This is a genomic window from Gordonia soli NBRC 108243, from assembly GCF_000334455.1.
GTDB lineage: Bacteria > Actinomycetota > Actinomycetes > Mycobacteriales > Mycobacteriaceae > Gordonia > Gordonia soli.
Genome location: NZ_BANX01000034.1, coordinates 46857 through 63725, shown reverse-complemented (window position 1 = coordinate 63725; position 16869 = coordinate 46857). Strand labels below are relative to the sequence as shown.

Genomic DNA, 16869 nt, shown 5'->3' with positions numbered 1-16869 from the left:
TTCCTAGGTTGTGAAGTCGCGCTTGCCGTCACCAGGTGATCGGTAGCGAGTAGACCCCGTAGGCGAGTCGGTCGGACTTGAATTCGATCTGCTCCGTGGGCACTGCGATCCGGATGTCCGGGATCCGCTCGAAGATGCTCGTGTACACGATCTGCAACTCGGCTCGGGCGAGCTGTTGGCCGATGCACTGATGGGGCCCGAAGCCGAAACCGGTGTGGTGGCGGGCCGACCGCGTGAGGTCCAGACGTTCCGGCTCCGGGAACGCCGCGGGGTCCCAGTTCGACGAGCTCAACTCGATGATGACGCCGTCCCCCGCGTTGATGTGCTGCCCGGAGATCTCGATGTCCTCCAGGGCGATCCGACGCTGTCCGTTGTGGATGATGCCCAGGTATCGCATCAGCTCTTCCACTGCGTCGCCGACGACCTTGTCGTCTCCGGACCGGAGAATCGAGAGCTGATCCGGATTCTCCAGCAATGCGAGTGTTCCCAGCGCGATCATGTTGGCGCTGGTCTCGTGACCGGCGATGAGCATCCCCAGGCCCATCTGCGCGGCCTCGGCTGCGTCGATCTCGCCCTCCTTCGCGTGCCTCGCGAAATCACTGAGCACGTCGTCGGCCGGCTCGCTCATCTTCTTCTCGACCAGTTCGAGCATGAACATGAACATGGCGGCGAAAGCCTGCATGTTCTCTTCCGGCGTCGCGTACCGATCGACACTCTTGACGGAGTTCTCCTGGAAGAAGGCATGACTGTCGTAAGGGACACCGAGCATCTGGCTGATCACGATGGACGGGAGCGGCAGCGCGAGAGTGGCCACGAGGTCGGCGGGTTTGGGGCCGGCGAGGATCGTGTCGATGAGCTCGTCGGTGGTCTCCTGGATGAACGGTCGCAACTCCTTGACCCGCTTGAAGGTGAAGGCCCTGGTCATCATCCGACGGAAGTGAGAGTGATCGGCCCCGTCGGAGTTGAACACCGACTTGGGCCGCATCCCCACGTTCGCGGCCATTCCCTCGTTCCAGTGCGGGAAGCCCGGCAGCTTCTCGTCGACACTGATCCGCGGATCGCCCAGCAACGCCTTCTGCTCGGCATGGCCGGTGACGAGCCACGGTCGCGACCCATCCCAGATCTCCACCCGGGAAACCGGATTGGACTCACGCAACACGCGGGTCCCGTCCGGCGGGGCGAAGGGGCAACGAGCGTCCCTGTCCATCGGGAAATACGGGACCGTCTCGTTACGGACCTCGGTGACCGTGTCTGACATCTGCGGTGTTCCTCCGTGATCGGCTGTGGAAAGGTCAGTCCTCGACGAGGATCGCCAGGGCTGGACACACTGCGGCGGCGTGATGAACGTCCGCGGCATCCTCGGCCGGCGGATCGTCGTTGACGAGGATCGCGATACCGTCCTCGTCACGTTGGTCGAACACGTCCGACGCTGCGGCGACGCATTGTCCAGACGCGATGCACTTGTCTTGGTCGATGGTGATTCTCATCGGACCCTCCTGGGGATACCGGCATTGGGCTGTGGCCGGCCGAGACCGACCCCGATCGGCGGGGCCGCCGCGCGATCGACGTGTTCAGTTGTCACGCATGGGTTATCGATGCCTGCGAATCGACGTCGTCGGCAGTGGTGGCGACGGTGTCGACGAGGTCGTCCTCGGCGGTGGGTTGATCGGGTGCGCTCTCCGACGACGGCGCGGCCCCACCAGCGGGCGGACGCGGCGGACCGGCGATGGTGCCGCCGTCGACCGGCAGCAGGGTCGCGGTGACATAGCGCGATCGATCGGTGGCGAAGAACAATGCCGCCTCGGCGACATCTTCGGCCGTACCCTCGCGTGCCAGCGGTCGGTTCGCGGCCATCATGGAGCGGATGATCGCCGTGAACGTCTCGGCGTCGGCGCCCATCTTGACCGCCGACGAGGCGAGCAACGGCGTCGGGATGCTGCCCGGCGCGATGACGTTCACCCGGATGTCCTGTTGCGCCAATTCGATCGCCACCGACTTGGAGAAGTGGATGACCGCCGCCTTCGAGGCACGGTAGGTCATGACACTGCCGCCCGCCTGGATGCCACCGATGGAGGAGATGTTGATGATCGATCCCCCGGTGGAGGCCATCTGCCGCGCGGCGTGCTTGGTCCCGGCCATGACGCCGAGAAGGTTCACACCGAGAACCGTGTGGAAGTCGGCCAGATCGTCGGAGACGTAACTCGGATGCATGGTCCCGGAGACACCCGCGTTGTTGACCATGACGTCGAGTCCGCCGAACTGTTCGACCACGGAATCGGTCAGGGCACCAACGGCATCCGGGTCCGAGACGTCGAGGTGATGAAACGACGCGCGATCACCGAGGGCCGCCGCGAGTGCGGCGCCGCCCTCGTCGTCGATGTCGGCGATCGCGACACGAGCACCTTCTGCCACGAACTTCTCGGCGATCCCCTGGCCGAGCCCCGATGCGCCACCGGTGACGATGGCGACCTTTCCTGACAGTTCGTTGACCATTGGTCCGAGCCCTTCGCGAGTCGTTGGTGTCGTCGGGACAGGTCCGTCATGTGGCATCGCCGACAAAGGCGCCACCCGGATCATGGAATCACCGGAAATACCGCAGCCGTCACCGACAGAAATGTGCGCCCATAAACGCCGCATATCTGTTGTCGCGTATTTCGACACTGCTGTTTCGGACACGTCGAACGTGCGGCCCGACATCTGGCCTCCGGCCACGCCGTCCCAGATCAACTGTGTCCTGGGTCTCACCTGTCCGTGCCTGCCAGAGTCGCAGTCGCCGACTTCATTGTCAAGCGCTTGATTGAATTTGGAGTCGTCTGCGGTGCGGCCACACCGCGCGAGGCTCGGCACAGCCCTTCACGACGTGCGCGATGACCTGGGATTTCGGACAGTTGGACATGTGCTTGACGCGCTGCGCGGTTGATGTCACGGTCACTCGGTCCGCCCGCTCGGACCATGCACGACGGCGTGCCGAGCTCCACAATAGGGTTGAGCGGACCGCCCACAGCAACGTTTTCCCAGGTCGGGCGTTTCCGGCCGCGTAAATCGCGTGTTTTACACCGAACAGCACATGGCATAACTTGGAGAACAGACGCGACCGCGACGGCCTATCTCGGTAGCGATGTCCCGTTCGCCTTGCAAAGCCCGACAGTCCAGCACTCGAGGAGGCCAGTCACATGTCGACACCAGCGAGTCCTCCTCATGCGACCGCGGCGGCACACCCCGCGACGACATCCGCCGACGGGCCCGAGGTCCGGGAGGCCGGCACGCCAGCGACCGCTGCGGGGTGGGATTCCGACGAACCGCGCCCAGCCTCTCGACGGCGCAAGAAGGAAGTGACCCAGGAGCTCCTCCTGGACACGGCCGAACGTCTCTTCGCGGAGAACGGCATCTACGCGGTCTCGAATCGCCAGATCGCCGACGCCGCAGGTCAGGGCAACACTGCAGTGGTCGGCTACCACTTCGGGAGTCGAATCGACCTCATCAGGGCGCTGGTCCGGCGCTTCCATCAGGGTATCGAGCCGACGCGCGAGCTCATGCTGTCGGACATCCGCGGGTCGACGCAGGTCCGCGACTGGCTCGAGTGCCAGGTCCGACCGATCACCGCACGGTTCGACGAACTCGGCTCCCCCACGTGGTTCGCCCGGTTCGGCGCGCAGCTCATCTCCGACCCCGAGTTGCGCGACATCTTGTACGAGGAGTCCTGGCAGGACTCGCCATCGCTGCAGCAGACCCTGGACGGCCTGCTCAAATGCCTGCCCTTTCTCCCCTCTCAGGTACAGCCTGAGCGCACCGATTGCGCGATGTTCCTGATCATCCAGATGTGTGCACAGCGTGAACGCGCCCTCGCCGATGGTCGCCCACTCATCCGAGCGACGTGGTCGGAGATGACCACCGGCCTGGTAGACGCACTGGTCGGTGTGTGGACCGCCCCGGTCACCCCTGCCTGATCGTCCCCCGGAGCCACCCGCCTCGGGCCCACGACGGGCCCCACCCCCAGCTCGACACGGTCGACCGTGCGCCCCAGCCCGTCGACCGTGCGCCCGAACCCGTCGACCGTGCACCCCAGCTCGTCGACCGTGCGCTCTAGTTCGTCGACCGTGCGTCGGGCTCTGCCACTTTGCGCAGGACTCGTCCATAATCCGGACAGTTGGCACCATCAACGTCCAAAGTAAATCAAGCAGTTGATTGACTTACGCCGTGTGATGCGGTTCACTTGGTCTCGGCAGGATCGATGAGCATCTTCGATTCCATCGTCCTGACCTGCACAGATGGGGACGACTCAGCATCGCGGGGTGAACAGACCGCTCGATCGACGATCCTGCGGTGACCTCGTATCTGCGAGGGGCTTCGGTATCTGCTGTCGTCGCCATCGGCACCTCGACTCGGTCGCGGGCGCGAACCACCGCGGTACCTCGAACAACAGACGAATCGATTTCGCCGAGTAATAGCCGGCGATACGGAGGCTGATCAGGATGAGCACAGCAGCGGCGACCGAGAATGAGCGCCCATCCGCCGAGGAAATCATTCTGTACGACAAGGATCCGAAGACCAAGATCGCCACGATCACCTTCAACCGACCAGATCATCTGAACGCTCCCACTGCAGACGCCCGCCTCCGCTACGCCGATCTGCTGCACCGCGCGAACGTCGACGACGACGTCAAGGTCGTCGTGATCCGAGGTGTGGGTTCCAATCTCGGTTCGGGCGCCGACATCCCCGAGGCGATGGAGATGGAGGCCGATCCGACGAATCGCGCTCGGATCCGCGAGCTGCGTGTCGACGACGAGTCCGCGATCAACTTCCCACCTGCCGGCTCGTATCGACACGGAGCCACGCTCACGCAGTGGTACGCCAACTCGGCGGCCGGCTGCCGCAGTCTGCAGGAATTCAAGAAGATCAGCATCGTCGAGGCCAAGGGGTACTGCTACGGCTGGCACTTCTACCAGGCCGCCGATGCAGACCTCGTGATCGCGTCCGATGACACGCTTTTCGGACATCCCGCGTTCCGCTACATCGGATTCGGACCGCGGATGTGGACCTGGGCGCAGACGATGGGGATCCGCAAGTTCCAGGAAATGGTCTTCACCGGACGCCCGTTCACCGCACAAGAGATGTACGACTGCAACTTCGCCAACCGGGTGGTCCCGCGCGACCGACTCGAGGACGAGGTGGAGAAGTACGCCCTCGCCTGCTCGCGCACCCGCCCGACGGACACCGTCTTCATGCAGAAGATGTTCTTCGAATTGATGAAGCAGTCCCAGGGCGAGTACCTCGGCTCCATGCTGACCGGCCTGTTCGAGTCGTTGGGCGGCACCGCACGCCCCGATGCCGAGGACCTCGTACTCGACGAGGACACCGTTTCCGGCGGGATCAACAACGCGGTCAAGAGCAATGACGATCTCTTCCCGCCGGACTTCCGTCTGAGCAAGTCCGGTCGTCGGCGCGCCGACTGACCGCATCCGATCCACCCACCACCCACCCCACCTCGGAAGGCCAGGCGATGTCCACGACGCACGCCCCACTCGCCGATCATCGGATCGTCGACCTCTCCGCCGGGATCGCCGGCTCCTACGCCACGAAGATCCTCGCCGACGGCGGGGCCGAGGTGCTCACGATCGAGACGCCGCAGGGTGATCCGCTGCGCACCTGGTCGGCGTCCGGAGCGCCCATCGAGCCCGGCTCCGACAGCGCGCTGTTCCATCATCTGGCCGCGTCCAAGAAGAGCATCGTCGTCGATCCCGACACGCAGACCGACCTCGATCTCCTGCACGGACTGTTGGCCACCGCCACCGCGGTGGTGTGGTCGCGCGAGTCCGCATTCGCGAACATCCTGAGCCCGCAGGAGATCTCCGATGCCCATCCGCACCTGATAGTCACTGCGATCACTCCGTTCGGTCTGCACGGCCCCTGGAGCGACCGGGCGGCGACGGAGTTCACGCTGCAGGCATGGTCCGGCGGCATAGTCGGGCTCGGTCGCGGCAATCCGGATCGGCCACCGGTCCACGTCGGTGGCCGCGTCGGCGAGTGGTTCGCCGGCGCGTACGCCGCGGCCGCCACCCTCATCTCCGCACGCCGACCTGGTCGCGCACGCGGCGAGATCATCGACCTCTCGATCCTCGAGACGCAGATCCAGGGCCTCACCTATCACCCGGTGACCTTCCTGGAGCTGCGGGAGCGCCCCTTCCGGTCCGAGCGGTCGGTCTTCGTGCCGGGTGTCGCCGAGGCCGCGGACGGGATGGTCGCCGTCGGATGCGCGACCGCACAGCAATGGTTCGATCTCTGCGTCTTGGTGGGTCACCCGGAGTGGGTCGACACCGAGAATCCGCTCGCGATCACACAGCGGGCCGCCGAGGCGGCACCGGAGATCTACCGGTGGATCGGTGAACGGACCGTCGAAGAGGTCAGCGAGAAGGCGACCGCCTTCCGCATCCCCAACGCGCCGGTCGGCAACGGGGCCAATGTCGCCGGCTTCGCCCACTACGAGGAACGCGGCTCGTTCGTGAAGAACCCGGGGCGCGGGTTCAGCCAGCCCGGGCATCCGTATCGGATGAGCGCTTTCGACCTCCCTCGCCCCGAGGCAGCACCTCGACTCGGCCAGCACACGGAGTCATATCGATCCGAGGTCGGCTCCGGGGGTACGCCGACATCCACCGCCGCTCCCGGGGCTGCGGACGACAACAGTGCCACCGCACTGCCTTTCGCGGGAATCCGCGTCCTCGACATGACCGCCTTCTGGGCCGGGCCGTCGGCCACCCATGTGCTCGCCACACTCGGTGCCGAGGTGATCCACGTGGAGTCCACGACCCGTCCGGACGGCACCCGGATGATCGCGGGCGTGCCGATGAGCGACGACCAGTGGTGGGAGAAGTCGCCCATCTTCTCCGGGCTCAACACCGGCAAGAAGAGCATCACCATCAACATCCAGACCGAGCAGGGCCAGAAACTCCTCCACGAGTTGGTCGCCACCTGTGACGTGCTGGTCGAGAACTACACACCACGGGTCCTCGACCAGGTGGGCCTCGACTACGACTCGGTCAAGGCGCTTCGCGACGACATCATCATGGTGCGGATGCCCGGCTTCGGCCTCGACGGACCTTGGCGGGACAAGGCCGCCTTCGCTTACGTGATCGAAGACGCTGCCGGATTGACCTGGCTCACCGGACATCCCGATCAGAATCCGATCGAGCCGTACTCCATCGGCGACCCGAATGCTGGTGTCCACGCGCTCAACGGACTGCTGATCGCACTCGAGCACCGCGCACGTACCGGCGAGGGCACCCTCGTCGAGGCGAGCATGATCGATGCAGCTCTCAACGTGGCGGCCGAGCAGGTGATCGAGTATTCCGCGAACGGGAACCTACTGTCCCGAGAGGGCAACCGCGGGCCCGTGGCGGCACCGCAGAACCTCTACCAGACCGCCGACATCGACGAATTCGGACGCGACGACAGCTGGGTCGCGATCGCGGTGGAGACCGACTCCCAATGGAAGGCGCTCGTCGGTGCTCTCGGGTCGCCGGACTGGGCCGCCGACCCCGATCTCGCCTCGGCGAGCGGCCGACGTCGGGCACACGACACCCTCGATCAGCACCTGGCCGACTGGTGCCGCACCCGAAGCGGCGACGAGATCGTCGACGCACTCTGGACTGTCGACGTGCCGGTGGGCAAGGTGATGCAACCGCATCGTCAGGCAGACCTGCCCCAACTGCAGGCGCGCGACTTCTTCGCCCAGGTCGACCACCCGATCAACCCGACCGCATCGCACAGCACGTTGCCGGTCCGCTTCTCGGCCGGACCCGACCGCATCGCCCTGCGGCCGGCCCCGCTGCTCGGCGAGCACAACACCGAGATCCTCACGACACTCGGACTATCGGACACCGAGATCGCACAACTCGAGCAGGACAAGATCATCGGCCGTTCGCTGACCTTCTGACACCGGGTCCCGGGGTGTCGTGGGCACTCGTCCGACACCCCGGGCCACCCGGCCAGCCCGTTAAGCAGAGAGGTACATCATGAAACCCACACCCGGAACAGCCCTCTTCAGCCCCGTCGACACCACATCGGTCGTCGTGATCCGCTGGGATGCGGCGGATGTCGAGATCACCGTCGACGGATCGCCGATGACCGAAGCCGCCCCCGAAGCCCCGGGTGACGCCCCGCGATCCGGCGGCGCGACGCAACTGGGCAAGCGATACACCACGGAGGACGGGAGCATCGAGGTGCTCTGCACCAAGCCGGGTGCCGGCGCACTCGCCGTGGACGGGGTCGCGCTGGGCATCAAGACTGCGTCGCCCCTCCCGGCATCGGACTGACCATGACCACCGCATCTCTCGTGGACATCACCGACCGTAGGGACACGCGCCAGCCACGCCCGGACAGACACCGTGAGCGCGTCGCAGTCGATCACATGCGCAGCGGTGGCCTGGTCGTCGTACGCGATGACACCGACGATCTCGGACGCTGCGACGTGGTCGGTGCCGCCGACCGCATCACGACCCACGACATCGCACTGATGGTCCGACACGGGTCGGGCTTCCTGCAGGTGGCCATGCGCGACGCATGGTGTGATCATCTGCGGATCCCGCCGGTCGCACCGACTCCGGATCGACTCGCCTCCCAGCAATGCGTCGGTGTCGACGCCGTGGTCGGTACCACCACCGGGATCTCGGCGGCCGATCGCGCCCGCACGATCGCCACCCTGGGCGACGCCGATGCGATCCCTTCCGATCTCAGCCGGCCTGGGCACGTGATCCCGGTGCGGGTTGCGGCCGCAGCGCAGATCGGCGACACCGCGGCGCTCGCTCTCGCCCTGGCGGAGGCCGCCGGTTCGATCGCCGCGGTCTTCGGGACACTCGTCGACTGCGGGCAAGCCGGTACCGGACTGCCCGACCACTCCGAAGTGACCCGGTTCGCCGCCGATCACGGTCTGCCGACCGTCGGTCGCATCGACCTCGTGCACGCACGATCGGCATGACGTCGCCGGACGACTCGCCCCGCCGCCAACCCGCCCCGCAAACCCCAGTACGACCTGGGCCTATCTCTCTGGATGGTGCACCATGACAACACTTCTCACCGACGACTCCGCAGTCTCCGTCGCCAACGCGCTTCCGCTGTCGATGGTGGAGCGGATGACGCTCATCATGGAGGCGTTCGACCGGCCACTCGCCCGGCTCACCCTCGACGAGGTCACCCAGCACACCGGGCTGCCTCGATCGACCGCACATCGCATCCTCGACCAGCTGGTCCAGTGCCGATGGTTGATCCACGCCAAGACCCATTACAGCCTTGGTAGTCGAGCTCTCACCCTCGGCGGCCGGGAGCTGGCCCAGCACGAACTCCGCTCTGCCGCTTCACCTGTGCTGCAGTCACTCGCCATGCGGACCGGCGCCCTCGTGCATCTCGCGATCCTGGCGGGTCCGGAGATCTATTACCTGGACATGTTCGGCGGGCGGACTGGCCAGCGCATCGCCTCGCAGGTGGGCGGTCGAGCTCCCGCGCACCGGACCGCGGCCGGCAAGGCGATCCTGGCGGGCCTCACCCCCGAGTACGTCGACAACCAGTACTCGGGCCCGTCCCGTGGTGCGCGCGCCCATGTCGGTGACATCGACGGACTCCACCACGAGCTGGCCCGCATCCGCGCTCGCAACGGGCTGGCCATCGAGCGCGGTGAGTGCTTCCGCGGCCTGGCCTGCGTCGGTGCTGCCATCCGCTCCGGCGAGGGACCGGTCGGTGCCATCTCCATCGTCACGCGCCAGGACAGCGCACTCGAGCCGTTGGCACCCATGGTCGTCCGTGCGGCCCGCACCATCTCCGACAGCCTGGCCCGGGTACACGCCGCGTACTGAACCAGCCCGTCGACCGTGCGCACGATGAACGGTTTCGTGCGCACGATCGACGGGGCGGAGATGCCGATCGGGGTGCCGGCCGACCTGCACCGGTCGCGCCGACACCCCTTCGTAGTGGGTCGTCACCGGATGGTGACGCCCTCCAGATCCCCCGCAGCGCGCCATTTCTCGAGTAGCTCGAAGAAGGCCACCGGCCCACCGCCGTAGCCCGCCGACAACAGGCTGTCGGGGTTCTCCGTGTCCCCCTCGGAATCCAGGTAGCTCGGAGTGCAGTCCGCGAAGAACTGCTTGCCCATCACCGTGCTCTCGGCCATGGTCGTGACCCACTCGTCCTCGGCGGACTGGTCGGCCTCGATCCGACTGCCGTCCCGCGCCGCCCATTCCGCCAGGATGTAGGCCACGTGTCGGGCACGCTCCTCGGCGGTGTGCACGTAGTTGTGTGCGATGCCGGTCTGTGTGTAACCGAGGAAGAAGCAGTTCGGGAAGTCGTGGGTCTGCAAGCCGTGGAACGTCTTCGGCCCCTTCGCCCATTTGTCGCTCAGTCGCTGACCGTCGCGGCCGACGATGTCGAATCCCGATCGCCGGGTGTAGCTGGTGCCGACCTCGAACCCGGTCGCGAACACCAGAGCGTCCACCTTGTACTCGGTGTCCCCGACCACCACACCGTCGGTGGTGAAATGGTCGATACCCCGACCGTCGGTGTCGACGAGTTCGACATTGTCCCGATTGAACGTCTGCAGATACGCGTCGTGGAAGCTGAGTCGCTTGCACAGCCGCTTGTACCAGGGCTTGAGCTTCTCCGCCGTGTCCGGATCTTCGACGATGGACTCTATCCGGCCGCGGACCTTCTCCATCGACTTGAAGTCCTCCTCGAACAAGAACTCGCCGATCTCCTCCATCGACATCGCCTCACCCCGACGCTCCATCTCCTTGAGCACCGCGGGCCCGGTCAAGTCGAGTGCCACCTGCGTCCAACCGTCCCCGACCAGATCCTGGTCGGCGCCCATGCCCGCAGTCACCTGTGTGAAGTTCTGCATCCGACTACGCTGCCAGCCCGGCTCCAGGCCGGCGGCCCACTCGGGATCGGTCGGACGGTCCCCACGCGCGTCGACCGCTGCCGGAGTGCGCTGGAAGACGAGCAGACGGCCGGCCGACGCCCCGAGATGTGGAACGCACTGCAACGCGGTTGCCCCGGTGCCGACGATGCCGATGCGCTTGTCGCGCAGCTTGTCCAGGCCTCCGGTCTCGTCGCCACCGGTGTAGGAGTAATCCCACCGGCTGGTGTGGAAGGTATGCCCCTCGAACGAGTTGATGCCCGGGATGCCCGGCAACTTCGGGCGGCTCAGCGGTCCCGGCGAGACCAGCACGATCTGAGCGGAGATCCGATCACCACGGTCGGTCGACACCGTCCATCGGCCCGCATCGTCGTCCCACTCCATCCCGGTCACAGCAGTCTGCAGCAACGAGTTGCGGTACAGGTCGAAATGCTCGGCGATCCGCACACAGTGTCGGCGGATCTCCGGACCGAATGCGTATCGACGCGACGGGATGTAGTCGAGCTCTTCCAACAACGGCATGTAGATGTAGGACTCGATGTCGCACTGCGCTCCCGGATACCGATTCCAGTACCAGGTGCCACCGACGTCACCGGCCTTGTCGATGATGCGGATGTCGTCGAAGCCCTGCTCCCGCAGTCGAACTGCCGCCAGGAGGCTACCGATGCCGGCACCGATCACCAGGATCTGCACCGCGTCGTCCACGGGCTCACGTTCCAGCCGCTCGGTGTACGGATCCTCGGCGTAGTGCGAGAACTCCGCTGTCACCTCGACGAATTGGTCTATGGAATCGGTGCGCAGCCGCTTCGCGCGTTCGTGGGCGTACTTCGCGCGCACCCACTCCGCGTCGTAGGACGCGGGCTGCGGCCCGGGCGACTGAGGTCCGCCGAACGGTGCAGACTGGGTCATCTCGTGCTCACTTCTCCTGAGGTGGGTGCGACGGCCGACGACTGTCGCCGACTGCAGTTTTCGGGTCCCTGGTCGATTCAGTCGCGGAAGCGTTCGCGCAGCGGCCGCGAATCGGGCGAACCGCGGTAGATCCCACGGTCGATGAGACGGGGTACGACCTCCTCCACGAAGTCGCGGATGCCGATCACACCGGTCGGGAACATCAGGTTGAACCCGCCCACGGTGCCCTCCTCGTGCCAGGTCGCCAGATCGGCCACGAAGTCGTCGTAGGAGCCGACGAACTTGCGGTGCTGTGCGCCGCCGCGAGCCAGCGAGTGTGCGGTGACGTCGCGGACGGTCACGCCCGGGTTGTCGCTGATCCAGGTGTAGAGACCGACATAGTTTCCGTACGTGCTCTTGATCGTGTCCTGCACGTCCTCGGGCTTGGGCAGTTGATCGAGCGGGAAAGGATCGTCGATGCTGTCGAAGGTGTATTCGAGGCCGAACTGGATCAACGCGAAGGGCGCGTACAGCTCGTAGTCGACGTGATCGTCGAGCGCTCGTTGCCTCTCCTCGGCCTCGGCGGTCGTGCGGCCCAGGTACGGGATGAGGCCGGGAATGGCCGGGACGGTTCCCGCCGGTCGCCCGGCCTCCACGAGCGCCTCATCGAGCTGGGCCCGATACTCTCTGGCCTGTTGCGGCGTGTTGGCGTTGGTGAAGACCATCTCGGCGTGTTTGGCCGCGACCCGGATACCCGGCCCCGATCCACCCGCCTGGGCGATCAGCGGCCTTCCCTGCGGGCTCGGCGCGACGTTCAGCGGTCCGAGTACCTGGAAGTGTTTGCCCTGATGGTTGATCGGATCGGCATAGAAGCGACGGATACCGTCGGCGTCGTATCGCAGGGATCGGTTCTCCCACAGGCCGGTCACCACATCGAGGAACTCGTCCGCGATCTGATAGCGGGTCTTACGATCCGGGTGACCCTCCTTGCTGTAGTTCAGCGCCCACTCCTCACTGACGCTGGTGACCGCGTTGAAACCGGCGCGACCATCAGAGAGCTGGTCGAGCGACCCGAGCAGGCGCGCGAGGTTGTACGGGTCGTAGAACGACGTCGAGGCCGTGGCGATCAAACCCAGGTACTCGGTGTCCCGGGCGAGCGCGGCGAAGGCGGTGATCGGTTCCGGCGGCCCCCCGTCGAAGGCCGGCGAGCCCGCAGTGCCTGCGATGTCCCCGAGGAACATCGCGGTGAACAGGCCCTCCTCGGCCAGCTTGCCCATCTCCGAGATCGGCAGATAGGCGTTTCGCCGCTCCGGCCCACCACCGTGATCCCGCTCGTAGGCAGGCGCGCCCTGATGATGGTTGATCTCGTTGCCCACGAGGTTCAGGTGAAGGTAGCGATTCTGCGACATCTGCTCTCCGTCTTCGGAATCCGTCCGGTTCTGCCCACGGGGTCGGATGATTGCGGTTGATGACAGGCCTTCGCCAAGCGTACGAGCGACCTGACGGCCGAGGAGGTGGGGTCCCGCTGGATGAGACCCCGAAAGCTGCACTAGATCAACGACAGTCGACGTCATCGGCGCCGACGAGAAGACCCCGACCGACCGGGAGATCCCGGTCGGTCGGGGTCGACTCTGGGTGCCGCGTGAGCTCAGACCGAAGCGCCCGTCGCCTGCTGTCCGAGAAGCGATTTCACCGACGACACCGAGTTCGTCGACGAAGCCATCGAGCCGTCCTGCGTGACATCGAGCTCCTGCCCGAACCACGTCATCCCGTCGGGCTCCGCAGGCGTCCAGCCGAGTGCTTCCCAGTCCGGGTCGAAGATGTGGTAACTGCCGGAGTAGAGCTCGATCCGGTGCCCTGAGCCGGGCTCCTCGAGGTAGAGGTACATCGCCTGTCCGATACCGTGTTTGCCCGGCCCGCAGTGGAATGTGACGTCGAGATCCCGCAGGGTGTCCGCAGCGACCAGGAGGTCGCTGTGGTTCTCGATGTTGAAGGCGACATGATGGAGCTGAGCGTCCTCGTTGGTGAGACTCATCGCAATCGCGAGGTCGTGGACCTGCGAGGTCACCGATGTCCAGGACGCGATGAGGAAGTCGTTGTCCGGCACGTACACATATTCACGGCGCTTGAATCCCAGAGTGTCCTGCAACCACTGCTCGGCTTGTCCGACGTTCTCCGCGGCCGCCTGGATGTTGTAGTGGTCGAGCCGTCGCACACCGAGTCCGCGTCGCCGTGAGGAATTGCTCTTCAGCCTCGAACTGATCTCGGCGGGGGCCTCGGGCGCGTCGATGTCGTAGTACAGCTCGAAGGCGTGGCCGGCGTGCGGGACCACGAATCGCACCGCCGCACCACGACCTGCCTGGTGACCGGCCGGCAACTCGGCCACATCCACGCCCTGGCGGGACAACTCGTCGTAGAACAGGTCGAGATCCTCGGGGCGTGAGACGCGGAAGCTGTAGGAGTCGACTGTCGCCTCGTCGTTCTGGAACAGGACCAGCGAATGATGCTTGAGCTCTTGGTAGCCGCGCAGGTAGACGGTGTCGCCGATACGCTCGACCTCCTCCATGCCCAACACGTCGCGGAAGAACGTCAGCGAGGTCTCCAGCTTCGGGGTGCCCAGCGCGATCGCGCCGCAATGGGCGAGCGTCGGACGAGCGGTCGGTGCTGCGGTCATGGTCGGGTCTCCTTCACGACGGGTCTGACAAGGCGCCTTGCGCAGGAGCCTAGGGTCAGGGATTCCGTTGCATCAGCAACGGTCTCGCTCACCGGGAGCCCTGCCCGACATCGCCGGGAGATGCCTTGAGGGCGACTCTGCTCACTGTCGCGCGACGCAATTCTCGGGGTGTCCCGGTGAACGGAATGAACCCCCGGGACCGAACATGCCGCTGATCACACTGTGGTCGTCCGACGGTCGTCGGTCCGGTTCCGACGCGACGGGACCGGTCCCAGCAAAGGAGATCGGTGCAGTGAGCATCACCAATGACGTGGGCCCGGACAGGTCCTATCTGTACAAGTTCCAACGGTTGTCGGCGTGGTCGGGTTTTCTCGTCATGGCCGTCGTCGGCGTCTGCTTCTTCACATTGTCGAAGGTGCAGCCGCCCATCGATCCCGAGTGGTCGGCGATCGAGGTGAAGGAGTGGTTGGTGGACAACCGATCCGGAATCCTCTGGACGACCGTGATCTGCTCGTTCATCATCCCGTTGGAGTACTTCTTCGTAGTGACGACCAGTTGGCAGATGCGTCGGATCGAACGCGGCTGGGGCGTCCTGACCATGACCCAGGTCCTGACCGGGGTGGTTGCACCCATCGGCTTCTTCTACCCCATGTTCATCATCTCGGCGGCGGCATACCGCGCCGAGGAGCGGGCACCGGAACTGCTGCAGCTGATGAGCGACCTCTTCTACTTCGCGTACGTCGGATTCGCTTTCATCTTCTGCCTGCAGTGCATCGTGCTGGGAATCGCCGTGCTGATCGACAAGCGGGCGAAGCCGATCTTCCCTCGATGGTTCGGCTACCTGAACTTCATCATGGCCGTGGTGCTCGCACCCGGCGCCTTCATCTACGTGTTCACTTCCGGGCCGCTCGCGTGGAATGGATTGTTCGCCTTCTGGATTCCGTGCCTGGCCTACCTCGTCTGGAAGGTGGCCACACCGATCCTCTTGCTCAAGGCGGTCGACTCGGAACAGGCCGAGGCCGATCGCGAGCAGGTGCCGATCTTCATCTGATCCGTCGATCCTCCGACGCCGTCGGCCCACGCACCCGCGTCGGCCGACGGCGCTCTCGTACCCGATGTGCTTGTCAGATTCGATGCGCTGGTCTACAACGCCACCTGGATGCTGTTCGATCTCCGGGGTGGTGCCATCGCCACCGTCGCGTGTCCCGGTCTGTCGGACGGTCCACTGCGACCACGACCCCCGGTTCATAGCGTGTAGGCGGAGCATCAGCCCGACCAGACAAGGTGAACTGTGAAAACTCCCGAGTTGCCGATACCTACTGACCTGAACCGGATCTCGCCGCAGTGGATGACCGAGGTGCTGGCTCGGGACTTCCCCTCTGCACAGGTCAGCGATGTGGCGGTCACGACGCGCGACGATGGGACCAACCGCCGAGTTCGGTTGAGACTCGAGTATTCCTCCGGTTCGGGGCCGTCTTCGGTCTTCGTGAAGGCAACCGACCCCGATCACAAGGAGCTGCTCAAGCTGACCAGTGGCATCTTCCACGAGCCGAACCTGTTCAACAGCGGGGTGTCACTCCCGCTGGAACATCCGCGAGTTCACGCAGCTATAGCCGACGAGGCGACCTACGACTTCGTCGTGGTGATGGAGGACATCACCCAGCGGGGCGCCGACCCGCGCGATGCGACCCGGCCGCTCACGGCCGACCAGGTCGCGACGGGCCTGCGTGGACTGGCCAAGCTGCATGGCGAGTTCTGGAACCACCGCAGCGAGAAAGTTCCATCGCTCGCCTGGCTGGAACCCTTCCGCGCGTGGGACGGGATGGAGATCGCCCCGCTGCCCGAGGCTCTCCGACGACTCGGCCCGTCCGCACCCGAGTCGGTGGCCGATCTGACCATCACCGACCTGCTCGAAAGGATCTGGAAGCCTTTCATCCGCACCCTCACGTCATCGGATCAAACACTGCTGCACGGAGATCCACACATCGGAAACACATACGTCCTGCCCGATGGGACCGTGGGATTCCTCGACTGGCAGGTGGCGCGACGAGGTAACTGGTCGCTCGACGTCGGGTACTTCCTGCAGGGATCGCTCACCATCGAGGATCGGCGCGAGCACGAGGCGGACCTGCTCAGCGAGTACCTCTCCGCTCTCGAGTTGCCCGCGCACGAGCTGCCGGCCACGGACGACTTCTGGTTGCGCTACCGGGCATCGCCTGCTCACGGACTCACTCTCTGGCTGGCGACGCTGAGCGCCGGCGATCTCTGGCAACGCCCGGACATCGCGCTTGCGCTCGCCGAGCGATATGCGGCGGCATTCGACGATCTCGACACCGAGTCGTCCCTGGTCGCGCTCCGGTGACTCCTTGCTGACAACGAGCTCGCGGGTTCCCCAGGTGCTGATGACGTC

At 65.4% G+C, this 16869-nt stretch carries 14 protein-coding genes; 8 read left to right on the top strand and 6 right to left on the bottom strand.

What is annotated here, in order from left to right; translation table 11 throughout:
- Positions 1 to 28: 28 nt before the first annotated feature.
- The 3 genes from GS4_RS20920 to GS4_RS20910 form a co-directional block, all read right to left on the bottom strand.
- Complete coding sequence (locus GS4_RS20920; RefSeq protein WP_007624335.1) at positions 29 to 1258, bottom strand: cytochrome P450; 1230 nt, start codon at positions 1256 to 1258, stop codon at positions 29 to 31.
- Between the two features lie 34 nt (positions 1259 to 1292).
- Positions 1293 to 1487: a ferredoxin gene (locus tag GS4_RS20915; RefSeq protein ID WP_007624333.1), complete on the bottom strand. Its 195-nt coding sequence runs from the start codon at positions 1485 to 1487 to the stop codon at positions 1293 to 1295.
- Positions 1488 to 1578: 91 nt separating this feature from the next.
- A complete protein-coding gene (locus tag GS4_RS20910; RefSeq protein ID WP_007624331.1) occupies positions 1579 to 2493 on the bottom strand; it encodes an SDR family NAD(P)-dependent oxidoreductase in 915 nt (304 codons plus the stop codon).
- Positions 2494 to 3332: 839 nt separating this feature from the next.
- Between GS4_RS20910 and GS4_RS20905 the strand changes: the two genes are divergently transcribed.
- The 6 genes from GS4_RS20905 to GS4_RS20880 all read left to right on the top strand — a co-directional run bounded on the left by GS4_RS20905 (position 3333) and on the right by GS4_RS20880 (position 9842).
- Positions 3333 to 3947 carry a TetR/AcrR family transcriptional regulator gene (locus tag GS4_RS20905; RefSeq protein WP_245555793.1) on the top strand — a complete coding sequence of 205 codons (615 nt, stop codon included), beginning with the start codon at positions 3333 to 3335 and terminating at the stop codon, positions 3945 to 3947.
- A gap of 525 nt (positions 3948 to 4472) precedes the next feature.
- Complete coding sequence (locus GS4_RS20900) at positions 4473 to 5453, top strand: enoyl-CoA hydratase/isomerase family protein (protein WP_007624328.1); 981 nt, start codon at positions 4473 to 4475, stop codon at positions 5451 to 5453.
- 47 nt (positions 5454 to 5500) lie between these two features.
- Positions 5501 to 7930, top strand: a complete 2430-nt coding sequence (locus GS4_RS20895) for a CaiB/BaiF CoA-transferase family protein (protein ID WP_007624327.1) — start codon at positions 5501 to 5503, stop codon at positions 7928 to 7930.
- Between the two features lie 79 nt (positions 7931 to 8009).
- Complete coding sequence (locus tag GS4_RS20890) at positions 8010 to 8309, top strand: hypothetical protein (protein WP_007624326.1); 300 nt, start codon at positions 8010 to 8012, stop codon at positions 8307 to 8309.
- Positions 8310 to 8311: 2 nt separating this feature from the next.
- On the top strand, positions 8312 to 8971 hold the full coding sequence (locus GS4_RS20885; protein WP_007624325.1) for a 3,4-dihydroxy-2-butanone-4-phosphate synthase: 660 nt from the start codon (positions 8312 to 8314) through the stop codon (positions 8969 to 8971).
- An 82-nt stretch (positions 8972 to 9053) separates the two neighbouring features.
- On the top strand, positions 9054 to 9842 hold the full coding sequence (locus GS4_RS20880) for an IclR family transcriptional regulator (RefSeq protein ID WP_007624324.1): 789 nt from the start codon (positions 9054 to 9056) through the stop codon (positions 9840 to 9842).
- A gap of 122 nt (positions 9843 to 9964) precedes the next feature.
- Here the strand turns inward: GS4_RS20880 and GS4_RS20875 are convergent, their stop codons facing one another.
- The 3 genes from GS4_RS20875 to GS4_RS20865 all read right to left on the bottom strand — a co-directional run bounded on the left by GS4_RS20875 (position 9965) and on the right by GS4_RS20865 (position 14459).
- On the bottom strand, positions 9965 to 11806 hold the full coding sequence (locus tag GS4_RS20875; protein ID WP_007624323.1) for a flavin-containing monooxygenase: 1842 nt from the start codon (positions 11804 to 11806) through the stop codon (positions 9965 to 9967).
- A 77-nt stretch (positions 11807 to 11883) separates the two neighbouring features.
- The gene (locus GS4_RS20870) at positions 11884 to 13194 is read right to left on the bottom strand and encodes an NtaA/DmoA family FMN-dependent monooxygenase (protein WP_040511316.1); all 1311 of its coding nucleotides are present in this window, start codon (positions 13192 to 13194) and stop codon (positions 11884 to 11886) included.
- Between the two features lie 239 nt (positions 13195 to 13433).
- Complete coding sequence (locus GS4_RS20865) at positions 13434 to 14459, bottom strand: VOC family protein (protein ID WP_007624321.1); 1026 nt, start codon at positions 14457 to 14459, stop codon at positions 13434 to 13436.
- A gap of 292 nt (positions 14460 to 14751) precedes the next feature.
- Here GS4_RS20865 and GS4_RS20860 point away from each other — a divergent pair, with 292 nt between their 5' ends.
- Both GS4_RS20860 and GS4_RS20855 read left to right on the top strand, forming a co-directional pair.
- Positions 14752 to 15510 (top strand): hypothetical protein, encoded by a 759-nt coding sequence (locus GS4_RS20860; RefSeq protein WP_007624319.1) that lies wholly within the window; start codon positions 14752 to 14754, stop codon positions 15508 to 15510.
- 240 nt (positions 15511 to 15750) lie between these two features.
- On the top strand, positions 15751 to 16821 hold the full coding sequence (locus tag GS4_RS20855; RefSeq protein WP_007624318.1) for a phosphotransferase: 1071 nt from the start codon (positions 15751 to 15753) through the stop codon (positions 16819 to 16821).
- Positions 16822 to 16869: the final 48 nt, after the last annotated feature.